The sequence below is a fragment of the Thermodesulfovibrio hydrogeniphilus genome, assembly GCF_054657355.1.
Map to the genome: position 1 here is coordinate 146,263 of NZ_BAAHYW010000001.1, position 20,987 is coordinate 167,249.

Genomic DNA, 20,987 nt, shown 5'->3' on the forward strand with positions numbered 1-20,987 from the left:
TCCTAATTTGATATAATTAATGTATGATAAGAGAAAGAAGAAAAATTTTTGGACAGATGCTTGTGGATGTGGTGAAATATTTGCTTACTATCATTGTAATTGGAAATATTTTTACAGAAAAAATAAATCTTGTAACAACTATTATGGGAATTGTAGCAGCAGTATGTATAGGAATTATAGCTTTTTATGTAATACCTAAAGACAAGGAGGAATAATAAATGGAAGGTTATTATGCTGCCCTTATAGGCATGTTTATTTTTGCTGTTATAATATATGGACTGATTATTTATACTGAATACTCTGAGAAGAAAAAAACCAAGAAATCCCACTAATCCCTCCTTAATGTAAATTTTATAGAAAGTAATGCCCTTGATAGCACTGGCTTTCCATCAATTTTTGCTGGTATAAATGTTGATTTTTTAACAGCCTCAACTGCTGACTCTGTAAATCCACAACATGCTCCCTCTAATACTTCAACATTTACAAGATTTCCTTTTTCATCTATTGTAAGTCTAAGTAGCACCCTTCCTTCTTTTCCAAGTCTTCTTGCCATCAAAGGATACACTGGTATTTCTCTATGCAAAAACTTAGGTCCTTGAGCAGTGCCAAATTCTCCTTCATATCTATCAACAACTGAGGAAGGATTGCTTTTTTCTGTTTTTTTCTCCTCCTCAGCTGGCAATGAAGCAGGTGACATGTTTTCAATTCTTTCCAATGGCTTTATTGGGTTTTCTTCTCTAACCTCTTGTGGAGGTTGTCTTCTGACAATTTGTTCTATTTTTGATTTTTTCTTAATTTCCTGTTTTTTTTCCACATTATCGGTTTCATCTATTACAAAAAGTTCAATTTCTTTATAAATTTCTGAGATTCCTATTGATATAGGAATCGCAAAAACAAGCATATGTAATAGGACAGATATTATAAACCCGTAATTATGTAATCTTTTCATTGTCAATAAAATATAACCTATATTGAGCGATTTTTTATAAAACTCCTGTTAATCTTTCATTACGAGCCTCACCAAAGGAGCGGCGTGGCAATCCACCTTTTCTTCATTGCAATGATATCAACCCTACCTTCATCGCAGGGGCTTCACCCACTCTGTCATTTTGAGCAAAGCGAAGCAATCAAGCCTTTTCTCCTCCGAAAGAACAGAAGATTGCTTCGGCATCCCTTCGGTCTGCCTCGCAATGACCTTCTTCCTTCGTCATTGCGAGCCTGCCGAAAGGCAGGCGTGGCAATCTCATAAAAAACATGATTGCTTCAGGACTAAACTCTCTCGTAATCTCCATATATTTAACATAAGATGACAATTGATAATCACCCAAATTATGTATAAATAAAAAAAGCCGTGCTAAAGGCTACTGCCTTTCCACGGCCTTCATGACCAATCTAACCCTTCGTGGGTTAAGATATTAAAACATTAAATTACACACTTTTGTCAAGCCCTTATGATAGTTGAAAAATAGAGATAGAAATCCAATAATAGGTATAACCATTTGAAAATTGAGTATTTTTTGCTGTCATTGCGAACATCCAAAGGATGCGAAACAATCCCGACTTTTACCTTTTACTTCTCACGTCTTACGTTTTACGAATGTTTATAGATTGCTTCGGGACTTCGTCCCTCGCAATCACGAGGCTTGCTATGCAAGATTCGGGATGACGGGAAAAAGGAGATGGCGACCATTCGGAATGACTCTTGAAAGTCTCATATTTTAGGATATAGTAACCATAGATCAAATAATAAATTGATTTTTTATTACATTTTGTGATAACTTTTTCTTTAGCCGGTGTGGTGGAACGGCAGACGCGGCGGACTCAAAATCCGCTGGGAGCAATCCCGTGTGGGTTCAAATCCCACCACCGGCATTTTATCTAGATAATACGGGGCAAAAATGGAAGAATTTCTGGAAATTGTTGACAGAGAAGGAAAAGTCATCTCAATAGCACCAAGAAGTATCATTCACGGCAATCCCTCACTGCTTCATAAAGTAGTTCATGTCCTTGTTTTTAACAAAAAAGGAGAAATTCTTCTACAAAAAAGAGCATTACACAAAGATGTCGCTCCCGGTAAATGGGATACATCAGTAGGTGGTCATGTAATGCCCGGTGAAGATATTTTATCAGCCGCTAAAAGAGAGATGTTTGAAGAACTTGGCGTAGTTGCCCATGAGTTGAATTTCCTTTACACATATATTCATTCCAATGAGTATGAAAGTGAATTGGTTTATACATACTGGACGATACATGAAGGACCTTTTGAATTTAACACCTCTGAGATAGAAGAGCTATTGTTTTGGGATATTAACGAGATTCAAAAAAATCTTAAATTGGGATATTTCAGTGATAACTTTAAAGAAGAGTTTTTTAGATACATATTCACATGTTCAAATACGCCATTGTGGTTTAATACTTTACCTATTTTTAAATTTCCTAATATAACCAACATATTTAATACCTAAATTTTCCGGTCCACAAGTATACTGCGAGCGTTTCTTAGTCATTTCAAGCGTCTTTCGTTATTGAGAATCTGAATAAAACGATGAAGAAATAATCTCACCTTTAGATTGCTTTAAAGTTCTTCGGACTGCTCGCAATCACGCAGATGATAGTCATCGTATGTTAGATTTATGGAGATAGCGAGATACTTTAGTCCTAAAGCAATCCAGCCTTTTTATGAGATTACCACGCCTGCCTAACAGCAGGCTCGCAATGACAGAGAAGTGGATTGGCATACCTTCGGCTCGCAACGGACTATCATCCTTGATCGTCATTGTGAGGAGCGTAGGCGATGAGGCAATCTCGCCTTTCTACCTTTCGTAAGACAAATAGATTGCCATGCCTTGCCTTCGGTGAGACACATAATGACGAGAAGTGCGAAGGTTTCGCTATGACAGAAAAAAATTCATTGCAAGGGACGAAGTGACCAATGCAATATGAAAAAAGTTTGTTTCACTGTGTTCGCAGTTGGAGGACTAACAAAGCTTGTAAAAAATCACCCAATTCATAAAAAATTGGTATTTACGAAGTTAAAAGCATTTCCTTGTAGAGTTTTCTTGCGAAGTTGAAAAGTTTTATATATTCTTGATCAGCATAGTCTTTGTAAGTATTAATGGCAGGGCAGAAGGTTTTGTTCTTATAAATCAGAGTAACTTCTCCGTAAATTCCGTCTTTAAGATAAATTCTGTGGCTGTAATCCTTTGTAGTTGCCAAAACAAGCTTTCCGTTGGAGATATATCCGGGGTCAAGATTTATTTTCCTTTTGCTATTTACAGAGAGTTCCTCTTCAATGCGGTTTGTTTTAAGTTTAATAGATGCAATATCACCTTCAGATATAAGCTTTTTGAAAAAGATAAATCGCCTGAAAATAGGACTGCCAAGTTCCGGTGTGTAATAATTGGAATATTCCCATTTTTTGGGAGATGATTCAAAAAGTATTTCTCCAAAAAGCTCTACCAAAGATTTTAGTGCAAGGTAGTAGTTTTCTTTGTCCTTATAAAGCGTTGCAACAAAAAGCAAAACATTCTTTGGAAGTCCCGGTTTTCCCATCAGGAAAGAACCTGCTTTAAATGGGGAACAATATGAGGATTATCCCATTCAACAGGTCCTATTATTTTGTGTCTTAAAATCCCATTTTTATCAATTAAAAAAGTCTCAGGAACTCCAGTGATTCCATAAGTTTTTGAAACAACGCCGTCATCAATGAGAACAGGAAAAGAATAACCTTTCTTTTTTACAAGTTCGGCAATTGTTGTAGGATTGTCTTTATAGGCAATGGTGATGAATACTAATTCTTTATCAGAGCCATTTTTGCTAAGATAACTCTGTATGGATTTTTTTTCCTCTTGACAATCTTTACACCAAGATGACCAGAAATTAAGAATTACAATTTTGCCTTTCTGTTTTTTTAGACTCCATTTTTGTCCGTTAATATCTTTTAATTCAAAATCAGGAGCTGGTTGCCCTATTTTTGTATTTGCTTGAAGACCGGGAGTTTTTCCTTTTTTAAAAAATATGCTTCCTGTGATGATTAATGCAAGCAAAATGAATATGATTAAAAAAACGTTTTTTTTCATTTATGCACCTCAATTCACTGATGTTGTGATTTCTTCATAAACTTCTTCAAATTCAATTTTTTCATCCTTTAATTCAACCTTCACTATGTTGGCTCCTTTAAATCTGCCTTTGAGTATTTCTTCAGAAAGAGGGTCTTCTATTTCTTTTGAAATAGCTCTTCTCATAGGTCTTGCACCATATGCAGGCTGATAGTATTTGTGCAATATCCAGCGTTTAACTTCATCAGAGACATTTATTATAAGACCGAATTCCTCAATTTTCTTGTTTGTTTCAGCAATGAGAAGGTCAAGAATTGACAACAGATGACTCTCTTCAAGAGGATGGAATACAACTATATCATCAACTCTATTTAAGAATTCGGGATTAAATGTCTTTTTTAGTTCAGCAAATACATTGTCTTTAATTTTCATATATATATCACTCTGCTGATTTTTATGAAAACCAAGAGGTGTTGATTTCTCAATAAGCCTTGCTCCGAGATTGGATGTCATTATGATTATTGTATTTCTAAAATCAACTTTTCTTCCAAAACTATCTGTAAGCACTCCTTCATCAAGTATCTGCAAGAGTAGATTAAATACATCAGGATGCGCCTTTTCAATCTCATCAAAGAGAACAACTGAATAGGGTCTTTTTCTAATTCTCTCTGTTAGCTGACCACCTTCTTCATAGCCTACATAGCCTGGAGGTGCACCTATTAATCTTGATACATTAAATTTTTCCATGTACTCAGACATATCAAATTTTATTAGGGCATTTTCATCATTAAACATAAATTCTGCCAAAGCCTTTGCAAGCTCTGTTTTACCAACTCCAGTGGGACCTAAAAAGAAGAATGAGCCAATGGGTCTGTTTTTTGATTTTAATCCAGCTCGGGAGCGCCTTATGGCTTTGCATACACTTTTTATTGCCTCATCTTGCCCAACAATTCTTTTATGAAGCTCCTCTTCCATATGAAGCAGTTTTTCAGTCTCAGTCTTTTCAATTTTATAAAGCGGTATTCCTGTCATTTTTGACACAGTATAGGAAATATCCTCTGCTGTAACAAGAGGAACTTCTTTATACTGAGATTCTTTCCATTTTTTGTAACTTGACTCATAAACTCTTCTGAGTTTGTCCTCTTCGTATTTTGCTTTCTGAGCAGAAGGCAAGTCATGTAGTTTTATGTATAGGGATTTCTCCTTTGAAACCCGTGAAATTTCAAATTCTAAATCCTTGAGCTCTCTGGGCATTAAAGACCTTCTAAGTTTTATTCTTGATGCAGTTTCATCTATAACATCTATTGCTTTGTCAGGCAAAAATCTGTCAGTGATATATCTGTCTGAAAGCTTAACAGCAGCTTCAACTGCTTCATCTGTGATTTTTACTTTATGATGGCTTTCGTATTTTTCCCTTATTCCTTTAAGAATTTCAATAGTTGTCTCCACTGATGTTGGCTGGATAAATACTGGTTGAAATCTTCTCTCTAAGGCACCGTCCTTTTCAATGTATTTTCTGTATTCCTGAGGAGTAGTTGCTCCTATACACTGAAGCTCTCCCCTTGAAAGGGCTGGTTTAAGCATATTTGATGCGTCAACCGAACCTTCTGCAGCACCAGCTCCGATAATTGTATGAAGCTCATCAATGAAAAGAATAACATTGTCAGACTGGGAAGCTTCTTTGATAACTGCTTTAAATCGTTCTTCAAACTGTCCTCTGTATTTTGTTCCTGCAATAATAGCTCCTAAGTCAAGGGCAATTATTCTTTTACCAAGCAGTACATCAGGAACATCTCCCTCTACAATTTTCTGGGCAAGTCCCTCAACAATAGCTGTTTTACCAACTCCCGGTTCACCGATTATTACAGGATTATTTTTTATTCTTCTGCCCAAAATCTGTATAATTCTTTCTATTTCATCCTCTCTTCCTATCACAGGATCAAGCTTTCCCTCAATGGCAAGCATTGTTAAATCTCTGCCAAATTCATCCAATGCAGGAGTATTTGTTTTTCTTCTTTCTTTCTGTGGGGAGGAATAAAAATGAGGTCTTATTGAAAAATTGATTGTAAGCTGTCTGACAGATAAAAGATTAATTCCAAATCCCCGTAATACTTTTCCTGCTATTCCGTCTTCTTCTTTGATAAGTCCCAAGAAAATATGTTCGCTACCAATATAAGGGTGTCCAAGCAGTCTTGCTTCCTCAACTGCGAACTCAAGCACTTTCTTTGCTTTGGGAGAGAAAGGAATCTCACCGTATGTTAAAAGATTTCCTTCACTGGTTATTCTCTTTTCCAATTCGTATCTAATATTTTCTGGAGCTATTCCAATTTTTCTAAGAATTGCTACAGGTATAGATTCTTCTTCCCTTAGAATTGCTAAAAGTATATGCTCTGTATCAAGAAATTCGCTATTTCTTTTTTCTGCTTCTTCTCTTGCAAAGAGAATTATTTTACGACCCTTTTCTGTAAACTTTTCAAACATAGATAAACTCCTTGTTGAAATTTTACTCCTAAATCAATATTAATTCGTTTATTGGAATTGTGTCAATCTTTGGATTTCTCCAAAAAATGGCGATAGAAATCCAATAATTGGTATAAATATTTGAAATTTAAGTATTTTTTGCTGTCATTGCGAGCATCCGAAGGATGCGAAGCAATCTCTACTTTGTTTTTCAATAAAGCCTTATTAGAGACTGCTTCGCCCCAGATTGCCACGCTATCGCTCGCAACAGGGGGCTCGCAGTGAAGCGTGTCTGTCACTATTTTTGATTTTTCCAGACAATAGCAATAGAAGTCCAAAATTTATTATAACCATTTATAAATTAAATTTTCTTATGTTGTCAAAGGATTCTTATATCAACTATTGACTCTCCCACGTGAAATTAGACTCTCTTTAAGATTTAATTTCATTGAAAAATGTCTATCTAAACTATCTTTTTTTGATTTTTATTTCAATTGGGGTGAATTTGAAATCAAAGGATTCTCTTAGAATTTTTTCAATAAATTTTATGTGATGCTGTTTTACTCCTTGTTCTTCATTAGCAAATAAGACAAAAGTCGGAGGTGCTACTTTTGGTTGGGTTATGTAATAGAATCTTAATTCCTTTCCACCAGAAAACAAAACAACATCTTTCAATTTTTGTGAAAAAAGCTTATTTAACGCTGAGGTAGAAACTCTTTTGTGGTATTCTTCAAGAATTTGCTCAATAAGGGGGAATATTTTTGTAAGTCTTGTTTTCTCTAATGCAGATACTGTAAGGTATGGAGCATAATCAACAAACCAAAGCTTTCTTTTTATCTCTTCAGATAGCGATTTAGCTCTTTTGTCCCTTTCATCCAAAGGTATTAAATCCCATTTATTAAATAATATTATCAATCCCTTTTTTTGCTCATCAATCATTCCAGCTATTTTTTGGTCTTGATTTACAATTCCCTCTGTAGCGTCAATAACGAGAATTACTACATCAGCTCTCTCAATGCTTCGTATTGCTTTAAAATAAGAGAGTTTCTCCAGATAGGTTTCTGCAGATTTTTCTTTTTTGTAGTATGAAAGCCTCTTAATCCCTGCCGTATCAATTAGCAAATAGTTCTTTCCATAGTATTTACAAAGTGCGTCTATGGCATCTCTTGTTGTTCCCGGTATTGGGCTTACAATCATTCTTTTTTTCCCAATTAAAGCGTTTATTATTGTTGACTTTCCAACATTTGGTCTTCCAACTATTGCAATTTTTGGGATTTTTTCGTCCTCTTTAGAAGGAGTTGGCATTTCAGGCACTTTGGTACTCAAAATTTCTATTAACTCATCCATTCCATATCCTGTAATAGCTGAGATTGGAATAAGATTGTCAGTCCCTAAACTGTAAAATTCAAAAACTTTATCTCTCTTGGAATGGGCATCAATTTTATTCACAACCCATAAAATTTCCTTGCCTGTTTCCCTTAGTTTTTTTGCGATTTCTATATCAAAAGTATGCAATCCTTCTTTACCATCTAACAGATGTATGATTAAGTCTGCTTCTTCTATTGCTATTTCAGCTTGTTCAAGCATTTGCTTCTGGATAATGTCCTCAGCCTTTTCTCCGGGAAAAAAGCCGCCAGTGTCAACCAAAGTGAATTCCTTATCATCCAATTTCACTGTTCCGTAGTTAATATCCCTTGTTACGCCTGGAATTTTATCTGTGATAGCCTTTATTTTTTCATCTCCCTTAATCAGTCTGTTAAAAAGTGTTGATTTGCCAACATTTGGTCTTCCAACTATTGCTACTGTAAACATTTCTCTCTCCTATTTTTCTGTAAAATCCTTTGGTAGAGGGATTCCCAATGATTTGATTTTTTTATAAAGATTACTTCTTTCAATTCCGATTTTTTCTGCTGTTTTAGTCATATTCCAATTGTTTTCTTTTAGTTTCTTGATTATAAAGTCTCGCTCAAAGGCATCTCTGGCATCCTTGAGTGAGTCGTATTTAAAGTAACTTTCTTGTTTGGTTGTGCCCCCGATTATTCCTGTTTTCTCAATAGCATCTGCATCAATAATCTCTGAATCTGTCATAATCATTAGCCTTTCCACCGCATTTCTAAGCTCACGAACATTTCCATGCCAATCATAATTCTGAAGCATCTTTATAGCATTGCCTGTAAGTGTCTTAGGTTTCCAACCCTTTTCTCTCACAAACTCAGTTATGAAGTGATTTACAAGTTCTGGGATGTCTTCTTTTCTTTCTCTCAATGGAGGTATGTAAATAGGCACAACATTTAATCTATAATAAAGGTCTTCCCTGAAGTTTCCCTTTTTTATTTCCTCCACAAGGTCTTTATTTGTGGCTGAAATTATTCTTACATTAACTGTGATGTCCTTTGTTCCGCCTACTCTCTGGAATTTTTGGGTTTCAATGACCCGAAGGAGTTTTGACTGTGTAAGTAAGGTCATATCTCCAATTTCATCAAGGAAAAGAGTGCCAGTGTTTGCCAGTTCAAATTTCCCTATTTTTCTTTCTACTGCACCTGTAAAAGCTCCTTTTTCATGTCCAAAAAGTTCTGATTCAATAAGCTCTTGAGGAATTGCTGCACAGTTTACCTCAACGAATGGAGAATTTGCCCTATCACTCAATGAATGAATAGCTCTTGCAACAAGCTCCTTTCCTGTACCTGACTCCCCAAGTATTAAAACTCTTGAATCTCCTTTTGCAATCTGCTCTATTTGTTTTTTTATTCTTTTCATTGCATCTGAGCTTCCAACAAGTTCATACTGCTTGACCAAACTGCTTTTAAGCTTGATGTTTTCCCTTTCAAGTCTTTTAAACTGCAGAGCCCTTTCAGTTGTAAGTAAAACTCTATCCATTGAAAGTGGTTTTTCAAGAAAGTCAAAAGCACCAAACTTTACAGCTTGAACAGCAGTTTCAATACTTCCATGACCAGAGATCATTATTACAGGAATATCGCTGTGGTTTTCCTTTATCCTTTTTATGGCTTCAATGCCACTTATTCCGGGAAGCCAAACATCAAGGAAAATAAGGTCAATATTTTCTTTATCAAGAATACTGAATGCCTGCTCAGCGTTTTCAGATTGGATAGTTATATATCCTTCATCCTCAAGAATTCCAGATAATGTCTCAAGAATTCCTATCTCATCATCAACAATTAAAATCTTTTCCTTCATGCAGGTACCTCAATTATAAATTTAGTTCCCCTATGTTCATTCTCAGAAACTTTAATGTTTCCTCCATGCTCTGTAATAATCTTCCTTGCAATAGCAAGTCCAAGCCCTGTTCCACCTTTACTTTTTGAAAAATAAGGAAGAAATAGCTTTTCTCGCGTTTCTTCGTCAATCCCAGGACCAGTATCGCAAATTTCAACAACAAGCTTATTATTTAGTTTAACAGATATTGTGACCTCACCTTTACCATCCATTGCTTTTATTGCATTGTCAACGATGTTTATAATTACCCTTTTGAATTCATCTGGGTCAAGTTCAACTTCCCTTATCTCTTCAGGTTTATTAAAAGAAAACTTAATATCCTTGTATCCTCTATAAAGCTCTATTACATCATCTATAAGTTTTAAAGGATTTATGGATTTTTTCTTTATCTCTGGCAGTCTTCCAAATTTTTGGAATGATTCAATCAGATTTTTTAAGGAATCCACTTCTGATATTATTGTTTTCGTTGACCTTTCAAATATTTTTTCAAAATCTTCATCTTTGTTTTTCCATTTTTTTATGAGTCTTTCTGTTGCAAGTTTAATTGGAGTCAGAGGATTTTTTATTTCATGTGCCAATCTGCGAGCAACTTCTTCCCAAGCAATTGCCTGCTGAGCTTTTACAATCTCTGTTATATCATCAAAGACTACAAGAATTCCCGATGCTCTATCTGTTGTAATGTCCCTAATTGATATAATTTTTGCATTTACTATTTTGCTTTGTCCCTTTATTTTACCTGTAATAACCTTTTTTACTTCATATATTTTTTGCTCTGACAAATTTGCGATAAATTCTTTTAACTCATCGGATTCTATAGAGTTTAATAATTCAGAATAATGTTTATTTTCAAACTGCTCCCTCTCAATCTGGAGTATCTCCTCTGCTGCACTATTAATAGTTAAAATTTTTCCGTCAGGATTCATAAAAATTACGCCTGAACTTATATTTGAGAGAATTTGCTCAAGAATTATTTTCCTTTCGGACAGTTGAATATAGGCTTTATCAAGTTTTTCTATCATTTCATTGAAAGAGTTAACGAGTATTCCTATTTCATCTGAACTTTTTGTCAAAATTTTTACTTTGAGATCACCTTTGGCAGCCCTATTTGTTGCCTCAACAAGTTCTTTTAAAGGTTTAGTTATCTCCTGAGAGATTTTCATAGATGTCCAGAGTGCAAGGAATATCACGATAAGACTTAAAAATCCGAGGAAATAGTAATAATTTGTCTTTACAGCTTTTCTGAAAGAGCCCATTTTTAAATATTCCTCATGAAATCCCTTAAGCTCTTCAACCTTTTTGCTAAGCTCTGAGGGGAGTTCCATTTTCGCTACTAAAATTCCGTTTTTGTATGGAACAGCTGCGATTATAATGTCTTTTCCATTATAAGTGAGCACTTGAGCTGATTTTTTACCCTGAAACGCTTCTTGCAATGATTGGGGCATGTCAGGCTCAGGTTTTTGAATGTGCTCTATTCTAATGTCCCCTGGTAAATCCTTTAGTTTGCCTTCTGCAAAATGCTCAAGCATGCCTAAAAGCCTTGCTTTTTCAAAATCATAGAAGGCTTTGACAGAATTTACAGACTTTGAGACTATTTCTCTGTTTGACTTTGAGAAAATTCTTTCAACTGAATGTTCCAATACACCACTAAATGCAACGAATAAAAGAACAGAGGGGATTAAAACAAGTCCTACAAAAATTGTTACAATTTTTGTTCTAAATCTGTATCCGGGCACTTCTCTATGTTTTTCAATTATCAGTCTGAAGATGCTTCTTATTACAAAAAACGCGAGAGTAACAATTGCCACTATGTTTATTACAAAAAGTGATACAATTATAAATCTCGTGGGAACTTGCTCAGGCGGTATTTGTAAAAGATAAATTTCAAATCCTAAGACAATAAAGAGTAAAGTTGTTAGAAAAACAGGCAAAAAGTATTTTTTAATTCTTTCTTTCATGGCAATCTAAAAATTTCTGATTCTTTAGTTATCTTCTTTTCATATTTGGGGATAAAAAATATTATATGCTCAAGCACTGACGGAAGCTTTTTTATGTTAGATTCAACAGTGATTTTTACGTAATATCTGCCGTTTTCAAGTGTACTGAGCGGACCTATTTTAACCGAGTTAATCTTTAAAGCCCAGTTAATTGCTTCCTGAGCGTCTTTAAATATTTTTTCTATCAGATTCTCTCCTTGTAGACTTTTTACAATAAATTCGCCTTTAATTGGATTGGAAAGCATTATTTTTTGAATTTGAACACCATTTACAAATTCGTCAGGAATAATGGGCCATCTTCTAAAAAGTTCAATTGTAACAAGAATATTTTTGCTGAGACCGTCTTGGAAATCATTTATAAATTCCTGAGAAGGGATAATATTGGCATTAACTACAATATAATTTTTGTCCCTTGTTATTTCAAAACTTATATCCTCAATAGCAGATACATTTGATGAACATACAAGTAAAACTCCAAACAAAACTACTATATGTGCAAAAAACTTTTTCACAGTTTTATTATATCCTAAATTGATTTATTCTAAAATGTCACTGTGAACATTTCCTTTTTTATTACGAGGTATCCGATCCTTTGTCACCGAGAGGCTCACCGTTTGCCCCCACACAGTCATTGCAAGCCTGCCGTTTTATTTTTCCGTCAGCACGAGGCTTGCAAAGCAAGCCGAAGTGATCTCTTTTTTAGGGCATAAAAAAAGAGATTGCTTCGTCGCTATCGCTCCTCGCAATGACGGAGAGGGGAGAGTCATTGCGAGGCAGACCGAAGGACTGCCGAAGCAATCTCTGAAATCTCCACGTTTTTTGCGCAACAGGGGCTCGCAGTGACGCATGTCTATCTCTATTTTTACGCATATTATTTTTGATTTAATTTTGCGGAATGTTTATAATAAACAAAGTAATCATTTAATCGGAGGTGTAGACATGAAAAAATTTTTGGCTATAGCCGGAGTAACTTTTATGCTTTTAGGGGGATGCGCAACAAAGGAGTATGTAAAGGAACAGATTGATCCGATTAACTTAAAACTTGAAAGAATTGAAAAACAGCTTGAAAGAATTGAAAAACAGCAGGACAGCATGAACAAAGAAATATCAAATTTAAAGGTGGATATGGCTTCTACCAAAAAGACTGCTCAGGATGCTTTGAAAAAATCAGAGGATGCAGTAAGAGAAGCTCAGGCTGCAAGGATGAGTGCAGAAGATGCTGCCCGTAAGGCTCAAATAGCAGCTGAGGCATCTAAAAAAGCCTTTGAGCTTCATCAAAAAAAGTAATTATTTTTTTACATTAAAGTCTGATTTAGGTTCAAACTAATCTGTTTTGATTTGGTAAGCAAAATGGAAAAGAGTACTTTTTTTCATTCACTTTGGATAGGTATTGTAGCAGGCTGTTTTGGTGGACTTGTTGGACTTGGCGGCGGAGTGGTTATGATACCTCTCATGGTATCTGTGTTGAAAATCACCCAACACAAGGCTCACGGAACAAGTCTTTTTGCCCTTGTTTTTACTGGTATAACAGGAGCTATTACGTATGGCATGAAGGGCACAGTAGATGTCGTTGCATCTATTATTCTTGCAATAACAGCCATTTTTACTGCAAGGGCTGGTGCAAAATTTGCCCACAGCTTGCCTGAATGGAAATTAAAAAGAGCATTCGGCGGATTTTTAATATTTGCAGCAATACTTATGGTAGCAAAACCCTATTTAATGAATATGCATCATTTTGAAATTAGCGGTGTCTATAAAATTTTAACGCTTCTTGTAGTTGGAGTTTTTGCTGGATTCCTTGCTGGTATGATGGGAATAGGTGGAGGCACTGTAATGGTTCCAGCTCTTGTTTTAATATTAAATTACGGGCAACATATTGCACAAGGAACATCACTTTTATGTATGGTGCCCGCAGGCGCAATGGGTGCTTATACGCATTTGAAACTCGGAAATGTAATAAAAGATTTGTTGCCAGGGTTGGTTATAGGAATCATTGGCGGAACATACATCGGTTCAAATATTGCCCATGCACTTTCAGAGGCGAATCTAAGGGTGATATTTGCGTTGATTATTATTTGGACAGGTATAAAATTTTTAAAAACACCAAAGCCAAATGATTAAAAAAGTAGTTATTATTTTATTCGTGTTTTTCATATCTCTGCCAGCACATGCGCAGGAAGAGAGCAAAAAAATATATTTAAAATTCGGGAAACATAAGGATTTTTACAGATTTGTTTTTACATGTGAGGATATTGAAATAATTAAATCAATCAATGCAAAGCTTGTAAGTAATGGTTCAAATGACGGAATAATAAAACTCTTTTTTCCACTGGCTTTTGATTTTGAATTTGAAGGAAAATCTTTGTCTGATAAAGATAACATAAAGGGAATTCAAACAGAGAAAAAGGACAAGATTTTAGTTATAAAAACAACGGGAGTAAAAGAAATCAAGGTCTTCAGACTTGATAATCCACCAAGATTAATTGTGGATGCTTTTTTTGATGAGATTTTGAAGGAAGAAAAAGTCTCAAAGGCTGTTATATTAATTGATGCAGGTCATGGTGGGAAAGACACAGGTTTGCAGTTTAAAGAATCCAATGAAAAAGACATTGCTTTGTATATAGCTAAGGAAACTGCAACAAGGCTAACTCAGAAAGGAATTAAGGTCTCATTGACAAGAGCAACAGATGATGATATGTCAATAGAAAGAAGGATAAAAATAGAGAATAGTTTGAAGCCATACATATTGATAAGCATACATGTGTCAAATAAAGAGCAATTTACGATATATACTTCTTCAATTAAGAAAAATCTTATCAAAGATGACCCTTCAAAAGTTTTTTTAATAGAAAACACAGCAGTTAAAAATTTTACGACAAAGATAAATGAAAAATTTTCAGAGCCCATATATGCTGAAAAATTGCCTTTGACAATTCTTAAGGAGGCTCTTTCACCTGCTTTAATGATAGAAATTCCCAAAAGAACCTTGACAACTGATAAAAAATATGCAGAAAAAATAATTGACACCTTTGTTCAGGCAATAGAGCTGACTCTCAAAGCAAAGGAAAAAGCAAAATGAACAAAAAGTGGATATTAATTGGAATAATAATATTTGTCTTAGCCTCTGCAGGAGCTTTTTCTGTTCTTTTTTATTTTAACAAGGGTAAAAATGACAATGATGCCAAAAGTCAAACAAATGAGAAATTGCCTGCCTTTAAAATATATCTGCCCAATTCAAAATTAGAACATGTATTTTTAGAAATGGAAAAAAATGAAATGCTCTTGATAGAAAAAATCTTAGAAATCTACATCAGACAACTTCCATCTCCATTAAACACAACAAGAATATTGGGATTATACAGAGACAAAGAGAATACAATTTACTTGGATTTATCAAGAAATTTTATTAATCAGTCTGATGCTTCTGAGGAATTTGATTTGCTAAAGTCAATTTATATGACTCTGAAAGAAAATTTCTCGTGGATACAGGATGTAAAAATATTGATTGAGGGCAAAGAAGTTGAAACCCTGTCAGGACACTTCTCAATTGAAAAATCATTGAAAAATGCATTGGAGGATAAATGAATAAAAAACCGATTGGCATTTTTGACTCTGGAGTAGGAGGTCTAACAGTTTTAAAGGAAATATCAAAACTTCTTCCAGATGAAGATATAATATATCTTGGAGATACAGCGAGAGTTCCATACGGAATAAGGTCTTCGGAAACAGTAATCAGATATTCAATTGAATGTGCTAATTTCCTATATAAAAAAGGTATAAAAATGTTAGTCGTTGCTTGCAATACATCTTCATCTGTCAGTCTTGACACACTTGAAAAACAGCTTCCCATACCAGTAATTGGAGTGATTGAGCCCGGAGTCATGGCAGCGCTTAAGGCTACAAAAAATGGGAAAATAGGTGTTATAGGAACTGAAGCTACTATAAGGAGCAAAGCCTATGAAAAAAAGATCAAAGAAAAATCCCAATCCTTTGAAGTTTTATCAAAACCATGCCCTCTTTTTGTTCCCCTTGTTGAGGAGGGAATACTTGAAGGTCCTATAGCAGACCTCGTGATTGAAAGATATCTAAAAGAGCTTAAGGAAAGCAGTATTGATACTTTGATTCTTGGATGCACACACTATCCATTGCTTAAAAATTCAATTCATAAATATATGGAGCAGATAAATCTTGTTGATTCAGCTGAGGAGGCGGCAAGGACAGTTAGAGAAATACTAACTGAGAAAAATCTTTTGAATACTACAAATAAAAGCCGCTCAATTAAATTTTATGTAACCGATGACCCCGAGAGATTTAGAAAAATTGCTGAAATATTTTTAAACTATGAGATTGAAGAAATAAAAAAAGTATCTCTTAAGGAGGAGAAATGAGGGTTGACGGAAGAAAAAATGATGAAATAAGACCCATAAAGATTACGAAGGATTTTATCAAAAATGCCGATGGCTCAGTGCTGATTGAGCTTGGCAATACAAGAGTTATTTGCACAGCTTCAATTGAAAACAAGGTCCCACCATTTTTGAAAGACCAGAAAAAAGGTTGGGTAACAGCAGAATATTCAATGCTTCCCCGTTCAACTCCTGTGAGAATGCTTAGGGAGTCAACAGCTGGCAGAGTAGGTGGTAGAACACATGAAATTCAGAGATTAATTGGAAGGGCATTACGGGCAGTGGTTGACCTTGAAAAAATTGGAGAGAAAACCATATGGATTGACTGCGATGTTATAGAAGCAGACGGAGGAACACGCACCGCATCAATCACTGGTGGATTTATTGCATTAAGGGAAGCTATAAATAAAGCAATGCAGGCTGGAATGATTTCAGAAAATCCAATTAAGGACACTTTAGCTGCTATAAGTGTTGGAATAGTAAGCGGAGAACCAAGACTTGACCTGTGTTATGCCGAAGACTCACAGGCAGAGGTTGATATGAATGTAGTGATGACAGGTAGCGGAAAATTCATAGAAATACAGGGAACAGCGGAGATTATGCCATTCTCAAAGGAAAATCTTTTGCAGCTTGTATCCCTTGCAGAGAAAGGAATAAGAGAAATATTAAGAATAATTAACGCTGTTTAATAAAACTTTTGTATCAAATCTTGAATTTTGTTAATCTCAAATTTCTGGTCCACAAGTGGAATTTCTCTAATAACTGGAATTTGCTCCTCAAGTGTTGGTTTTTCCTTTTTGTAAAAAACTCCAATAGGTATTTTATCGCCCCACTGCAAAGATTTTTCAAAGGCTTTAATTCTGTCTGATAAATCATAATCTGCTTCAAGATAATAAACCCTTTGCTTGTACCATTCAAAGGTGTTAATTTTATTGAAAGATACACAAGGCTGAAGTATATCCAAAAGTGCAAAGCCTTTGTGTGTTATAGCCTGTTTCATAAGTTCCTTTAAATGCTCAATATCACCAGCAAAACCTCTTGCAACAAAGCTGCAATCAAGGGCAATTGCAAGGGCAACAGGATTAAGGGCTTCTGATAAAACACCAAATGGCTGTGTTTTTGTTATCATTCCCTTCATTGATGTAGGTGATGCCTGTCCCTTTGTCAATCCATAGATTTGATTATTATGGACAAATAGCTTCACATCAACATTTCGCCTTATTGCATGAAGTAGATGATTTCCTCCTTCTCCGTAGCAGTCTCCATCACCAGCTACAGCAATAACCTTAAGGGAGTGATTTGCAAGCTTTACTCCAGTTGCAACTGGAAGAGTTCTACCATGAAGTCCATTGAAGGTATTGCATCTTGTGTAATGTGGAAATTTACCAGCTTGTCCAATTCCAGATACCACAACAATTTCATGAGGACTTATTCCAAGTTCAACCATTGCGAGATTGAATGCTTTAAGAATTGAAAAATTTCCACATCCCAGACACCATGCAGGCTTAATTCCTTTGTAATCATCCAATGTAGGCATAAACCCTCTCCTTAAGTTCATCAACAGTAAAAGGTCTTCCATCATATCTGTTTATATGTTTTTTAATCTCCAGTCCTGTTTCCATCCTAAGAAGCTTTGCAAACTGACTCGTTGCATTCTGCTCAATATTGATTACAATTGGTGTATTTTTAATAATTTCAATCCAACTTTGCTCTTCAGGCAATGGATAAAGCTCACTAAAATGAAGCATTGCAACTTTTTTACTGTCCGAAAGCTCCTCAACCACTTCCTTTATTATTCCATATATTGAACCCCAGCAAATTAGCAAAACATCAGGATTTCTGTCTCCGTAAAGCAAAGGTGGAGAGATTTCTTTTCTTATAAGTGGAAGCTTTTTAAAAAGCCTTTTTTCAACCATTTTAACTCTTGTCTGAGCATCTTCAATAAGATGCCCATCCTCATCGTGTTCATCACTGTCAGTTACAACAAGATGTCTTGACTTTCCAGGAATTGCAAGCTGAGATATACCAGTTTCAGTAAAAGCATGGCGTTTGTATGAGGTAATGGCGTTAAGTTCAGATTCTCCCAATCTGTAATTTTTATATACCAGTTTTTTCAAATCAAAGCCTTCGTAACTGAATTGGGAATCAGCAAGATATTGGTCAGTTAGAATTATGACTGTTACTTGATATTTTTCTGCCATGTCAAAGGCTTTGTTTGTAAGATAAAATGCCTGCTCTGGTGTGCCGGGTGCAAAAAGAATTTTTGGAAACTCGCCATGTCCTGCAAAGAGGGCAAATAAAAGGTCTGCCTGCTCTGTTCTTGTGGGAAGTCCTGTTGCAGGACCTGGTCTTTGAGCAAGAGCAATTACAAGCGGTGTCTCTGTTATTCCTGCAAGGGAGACAGATTCTACCATTAAAGCAAAGCCACCACCAGAAGTGCCTGTCATTGCTCTTACTCCAGCAAAGGAAGCACCTATTGCCATATTTATTGCAGCAATTTCATCCTCTGCCTGCTCAACAACAATCCCGAATTCTTTTGCATTCTCCGATACAAAATTTAAAATTCCTGTGGAAGGAGTCATTGGATAGGCTGAATAAAATTTTAATCCAGATGCTATTGCACCAGCTCCAATTGCCTCATTTCCAGAAATTACCATTTTTGGAGAGCTAAACTCTGAAACCATAAATGAACATGTAAGGCATTTTTCCTTAGCGTATTCATAACCTGCTTTTGCAGATTTTATATTTGCTTCAATAACATCTTGCCCCTTTTTCTTAAAAGCCTCCTTAATCAGTTCATACATTATGTCTGGCTTCTTTCCAAGCATTCCTATGACAGCCCCTGTTGCAACAGTGTTTGCCATTATCTTGCTTCCACCATAAGTCATAGCAAGCTCAAAGAGAGGGATGTCAACAAAACGAGGTTTGTCAAATTTCTGTTTAAGGAATGTTGAATCATAAAGAACTTGACCATTTTGACTAAGTTCTCTCTCATGCAAAATAATGCTTTCAATGTCAAAGGCAACAAGAATATGAATATCTTTTTTTGGAGCTATTACTGGTCTGTCAGAAATTCTTATTTGATAAAAGTTATGCCCGCCTCGTATTCGGGATTCATAGTCCTGATGACTGAATACATAATATCCAGCTCTGGCAAATATGCGGGCAAGGGTTCCACCAATCGTTTGAATCCCTTGCCCTGCCTCTCCACCTATTTTTATTGAATAATCCATTGCGTTAGTTTGTAATTAGGTTGGAGTAACTCCATATTTTACAATGTTTACAACATTTTCATCTGGTTTTGGAAGTCCAGCAAGTTTCCATGCAACAAGAGGATCAATCAGTTTTTCAGATATGCAATTTTTAGGCTGATTTACGTATTTACATACTGCATTTAGAATTGGGAAATAATTATAAGTTTTATAGTATTCTCTTATGAATTTCAAAATATCCAATTGTTCCTTTGTCAAAGGTCCAATTCCTTCTCTTTCTGCGAGAATCTGAGCGACATCTTCATTCCATGCATCAAAGTTTTTGAGATATCCATCGCTGTCAAGTTCTGCCTTTACTTCTTGGTATTTGACAACAGAAACAGTTTCTGGTTTTTCCCTTTCAAATCTTTCTTTTTCAGCTATATTTTTTATAAACTGTGCGACCTGAAGTCCAAGATGCACGCATTTTATATTGTTCATGCAGTCATCAGCATCCTGCTTATCAAGATAAGTTATTAACTCAGATGTGCCCTTTTGAATTCTTACTACATATGCTTGATTTTCTTCGCTGTAGTAAACTGTCAAATTGAATCCATGTTCCTTAATTTCAGGATACATCTCAGTAATTTTGTTCCTCAACTCATCAATTGTGTAAGCCATAATACTCCTCCTATTTTAGTCTTTTTTCCACTTCTTGCCAATTAATGTTTTTAAAGAAAGCTTCAATGTAGTCTGCTCTTTTAAGTCCATAGTCAAGCATAAATGCGTGTTCAAAAACATCCATGATGAGAAGTGGATTGCATCCAGCGGGATGTCCTACATCGTGCTCATTAATCCAGAAGTTAAAAAGCTTTCCTGTTAAAGTGTCTTGATAAAGAATTACCCAACCAATTCCTCTCATTGTGCCAGTAGATTTAAAATCTTTCATCCAATTTTCAAAGCTTCCAAAGTTTTCATCAATAAGTTTTGCAAGTTTCCCATCCTTTGGAAATACTCCGTCTCCGCCAAGATTCTCAAAATAGTATTCATGAAGCCTCATACCATTCCATTCCCAACCAAGCCTTCTTTTAAGCTCGGCAAATTCGGGTGTTCCTGCCTTTCCATCCTTAAGCATTGCATCAAGAGCCTCAATCAACTTATTTGTATTTGTAACATATCCCTGATACAGAGTAAAATGATTTTTCAAAAGAGCTTCACTAAATCCTTGCATTCCTATTAACTTTGAATAATCTTTTGCTTGATATGCCATACTGCCCTCCTGTTAAAGCCTTTTTTTAAATGATATAAAATAAAAATAATTTTGTCAATATCTTTTTTGATCCGAAAAATAGCGATATAAATCCAATAATTGGTATAACCATTTGAAAATTAAGTATTTTTTGCTGTCATTGCGAGCATCCCCGATTATTTTTTTTCCGTCATTACGAGCATTCCCGATTATTTTTTTCCGTCATTGCGAGCATCCGAAGGATGCGAAGCAATCTCTTTGAAGGGGAAAAGGCAAGATTGCTTCCTCCTCGCTTCGCTCGGAGTCGCAATGACGGAGAGGGGTATCCTCGCAATTACGGAGAGGTGTTCACCATCCACCATCCACGAATCACCATTCACCAGTCACCAATTAGAGAC

Annotated in this window: 21 protein-coding genes and 1 tRNA gene; 9 read left to right on the plus strand and 13 right to left on the minus strand. The window is 35.5% G+C overall.

All coding sequences use genetic code 11. The annotated features are described in order from the left end of the window. The first annotated feature begins 23 nt into the window (after positions 1 to 23). On the plus strand, positions 24 to 215 hold the full coding sequence (locus tag ACYQ3P_RS00790; RefSeq protein ID WP_460176056.1) for a DUF6722 family protein: 192 nt from the start codon (positions 24 to 26) through the stop codon (positions 213 to 215). Between the two features lie 113 nt (positions 216 to 328). Here ACYQ3P_RS00790 and ACYQ3P_RS00795 read toward each other — a convergent pair whose 3' ends face one another. After that, positions 329 to 949, minus strand: coding sequence for an energy transducer TonB (locus tag ACYQ3P_RS00795; RefSeq protein WP_460176057.1), 621 nt, complete (start codon positions 947 to 949; stop codon positions 329 to 331). A gap of 840 nt (positions 950 to 1,789) precedes the next feature. Between ACYQ3P_RS00795 and ACYQ3P_RS00800 the strand changes: the two genes are divergently transcribed. Beyond that, positions 1,790 to 1,872, plus strand: a tRNA-Leu gene (locus tag ACYQ3P_RS00800). Between the two features lie 26 nt (positions 1,873 to 1,898). Beyond that, positions 1,899 to 2,465, plus strand: coding sequence for an NUDIX hydrolase (locus ACYQ3P_RS00805; protein ID WP_460176058.1), 567 nt, complete (start codon positions 1,899 to 1,901; stop codon positions 2,463 to 2,465). 559 nt (positions 2,466 to 3,024) lie between these two features. On the opposite strand, the gene ACYQ3P_RS00810 is transcribed toward ACYQ3P_RS00805, so the two are convergent. The 8 genes from ACYQ3P_RS00810 to ACYQ3P_RS00845 form a co-directional block, all read right to left on the minus strand. After that, complete coding sequence (locus ACYQ3P_RS00810) at positions 3,025 to 3,552, minus strand: DUF4416 family protein (RefSeq protein WP_460176059.1); 528 nt, start codon at positions 3,550 to 3,552, stop codon at positions 3,025 to 3,027. Next, a complete protein-coding gene (locus tag ACYQ3P_RS00815; RefSeq protein ID WP_460176060.1) occupies positions 3,552 to 4,079 on the minus strand; it encodes a TlpA family protein disulfide reductase in 528 nt (175 codons plus the stop codon). The genes ACYQ3P_RS00810 and ACYQ3P_RS00815 overlap by 1 nt, the downstream gene beginning before the upstream one ends. 9 nt (positions 4,080 to 4,088) lie before the next feature. After that, on the minus strand, positions 4,089 to 6,539 hold the full coding sequence (locus ACYQ3P_RS00820; RefSeq protein ID WP_460176061.1) for an ATP-dependent Clp protease ATP-binding subunit: 2,451 nt from the start codon (positions 6,537 to 6,539) through the stop codon (positions 4,089 to 4,091). A gap of 62 nt (positions 6,540 to 6,601) precedes the next feature. After that, the gene (locus ACYQ3P_RS00825; protein WP_460176062.1) at positions 6,602 to 6,772 is read right to left on the minus strand and encodes a hypothetical protein; all 171 of its coding nucleotides are present in this window, start codon (positions 6,770 to 6,772) and stop codon (positions 6,602 to 6,604) included. 214 nt (positions 6,773 to 6,986) lie between these two features. After that, on the minus strand, positions 6,987 to 8,330 hold the full coding sequence (gene der, locus ACYQ3P_RS00830) for a ribosome biogenesis GTPase Der (RefSeq protein WP_460176063.1): 1,344 nt from the start codon (positions 8,328 to 8,330) through the stop codon (positions 6,987 to 6,989). Between the two features lie 9 nt (positions 8,331 to 8,339). Beyond that, complete coding sequence (locus ACYQ3P_RS00835; RefSeq protein ID WP_460176064.1) at positions 8,340 to 9,713, minus strand: sigma-54-dependent transcriptional regulator; 1,374 nt, start codon at positions 9,711 to 9,713, stop codon at positions 8,340 to 8,342. After that, the gene (locus tag ACYQ3P_RS00840; protein WP_460176065.1) at positions 9,710 to 11,707 is read right to left on the minus strand and encodes a sensor histidine kinase; all 1,998 of its coding nucleotides are present in this window, start codon (positions 11,705 to 11,707) and stop codon (positions 9,710 to 9,712) included. The genes ACYQ3P_RS00835 and ACYQ3P_RS00840 overlap by 4 nt, the downstream gene beginning before the upstream one ends. Further along, positions 11,704 to 12,258 carry a DUF4390 domain-containing protein gene (locus ACYQ3P_RS00845; RefSeq protein WP_460176066.1) on the minus strand — a complete coding sequence of 185 codons (555 nt, stop codon included), beginning with the start codon at positions 12,256 to 12,258 and terminating at the stop codon, positions 11,704 to 11,706. Before ACYQ3P_RS00845 ends, ACYQ3P_RS00840 begins: the two co-directional genes overlap by 4 nt. A gap of 427 nt (positions 12,259 to 12,685) precedes the next feature. Here ACYQ3P_RS00845 and ACYQ3P_RS00850 point away from each other — a divergent pair, with 427 nt between their 5' ends. From ACYQ3P_RS00850 to rph, 6 genes are all read left to right on the plus strand, one after another. Then, positions 12,686 to 13,033 carry an alanine-zipper protein gene (locus ACYQ3P_RS00850; protein ID WP_460176067.1) on the plus strand — a complete coding sequence of 116 codons (348 nt, stop codon included), beginning with the start codon at positions 12,686 to 12,688 and terminating at the stop codon, positions 13,031 to 13,033. 63 nt (positions 13,034 to 13,096) lie between these two features. After that, complete coding sequence (locus ACYQ3P_RS00855) at positions 13,097 to 13,867, plus strand: sulfite exporter TauE/SafE family protein (protein WP_460176068.1); 771 nt, start codon at positions 13,097 to 13,099, stop codon at positions 13,865 to 13,867. Beyond that, a complete protein-coding gene (locus tag ACYQ3P_RS00860; RefSeq protein ID WP_460176069.1) occupies positions 13,860 to 14,825 on the plus strand; it encodes an N-acetylmuramoyl-L-alanine amidase in 966 nt (321 codons plus the stop codon). Before ACYQ3P_RS00855 ends, ACYQ3P_RS00860 begins: the two co-directional genes overlap by 8 nt. Beyond that, on the plus strand, positions 14,822 to 15,331 hold the full coding sequence (locus ACYQ3P_RS00865) for a GerMN domain-containing protein (protein WP_460176070.1): 510 nt from the start codon (positions 14,822 to 14,824) through the stop codon (positions 15,329 to 15,331). Before ACYQ3P_RS00860 ends, ACYQ3P_RS00865 begins: the two co-directional genes overlap by 4 nt. Then, positions 15,328 to 16,134: a glutamate racemase gene (murI, locus tag ACYQ3P_RS00870; RefSeq protein ID WP_460176071.1), complete on the plus strand. Its 807-nt coding sequence runs from the start codon at positions 15,328 to 15,330 to the stop codon at positions 16,132 to 16,134. The genes ACYQ3P_RS00865 and murI overlap by 4 nt, the downstream gene beginning before the upstream one ends. After that, complete coding sequence (gene rph / locus ACYQ3P_RS00875) at positions 16,131 to 16,838, plus strand: ribonuclease PH (RefSeq protein WP_460176072.1); 708 nt, start codon at positions 16,131 to 16,133, stop codon at positions 16,836 to 16,838. The genes murI and rph overlap by 4 nt, the downstream gene beginning before the upstream one ends. Here rph and ACYQ3P_RS00880 read toward each other — a convergent pair. The 4 genes from ACYQ3P_RS00880 to ACYQ3P_RS00895 are packed head-to-tail and all read right to left on the minus strand — an operon-like array spanning position 16,835 to position 20,610. Further along, complete coding sequence (locus ACYQ3P_RS00880; RefSeq protein ID WP_460176073.1) at positions 16,835 to 17,686, minus strand: 2-oxoacid:ferredoxin oxidoreductase subunit beta; 852 nt, start codon at positions 17,684 to 17,686, stop codon at positions 16,835 to 16,837. The genes rph and ACYQ3P_RS00880 overlap by 4 nt on opposite strands. After that, positions 17,670 to 19,382, minus strand: a complete 1,713-nt coding sequence (locus tag ACYQ3P_RS00885) for a 2-oxoacid:acceptor oxidoreductase subunit alpha (protein WP_460176074.1) — start codon at positions 19,380 to 19,382, stop codon at positions 17,670 to 17,672. The genes ACYQ3P_RS00880 and ACYQ3P_RS00885 overlap by 17 nt, the downstream gene beginning before the upstream one ends. Positions 19,383 to 19,397: 15 nt before the next feature. Beyond that, positions 19,398 to 20,021, minus strand: coding sequence for a TusE/DsrC/DsvC family sulfur relay protein (locus tag ACYQ3P_RS00890; protein WP_460176075.1), 624 nt, complete (start codon positions 20,019 to 20,021; stop codon positions 19,398 to 19,400). A 10-nt stretch (positions 20,022 to 20,031) separates the two neighbouring features. After that, entirely contained in the window at positions 20,032 to 20,610 is a 579-nt protein-coding gene (locus ACYQ3P_RS00895) for a superoxide dismutase (RefSeq protein ID WP_460176076.1), read from the minus strand. Between the last annotated feature and the right edge of the window lie 377 nt (positions 20,611 to 20,987).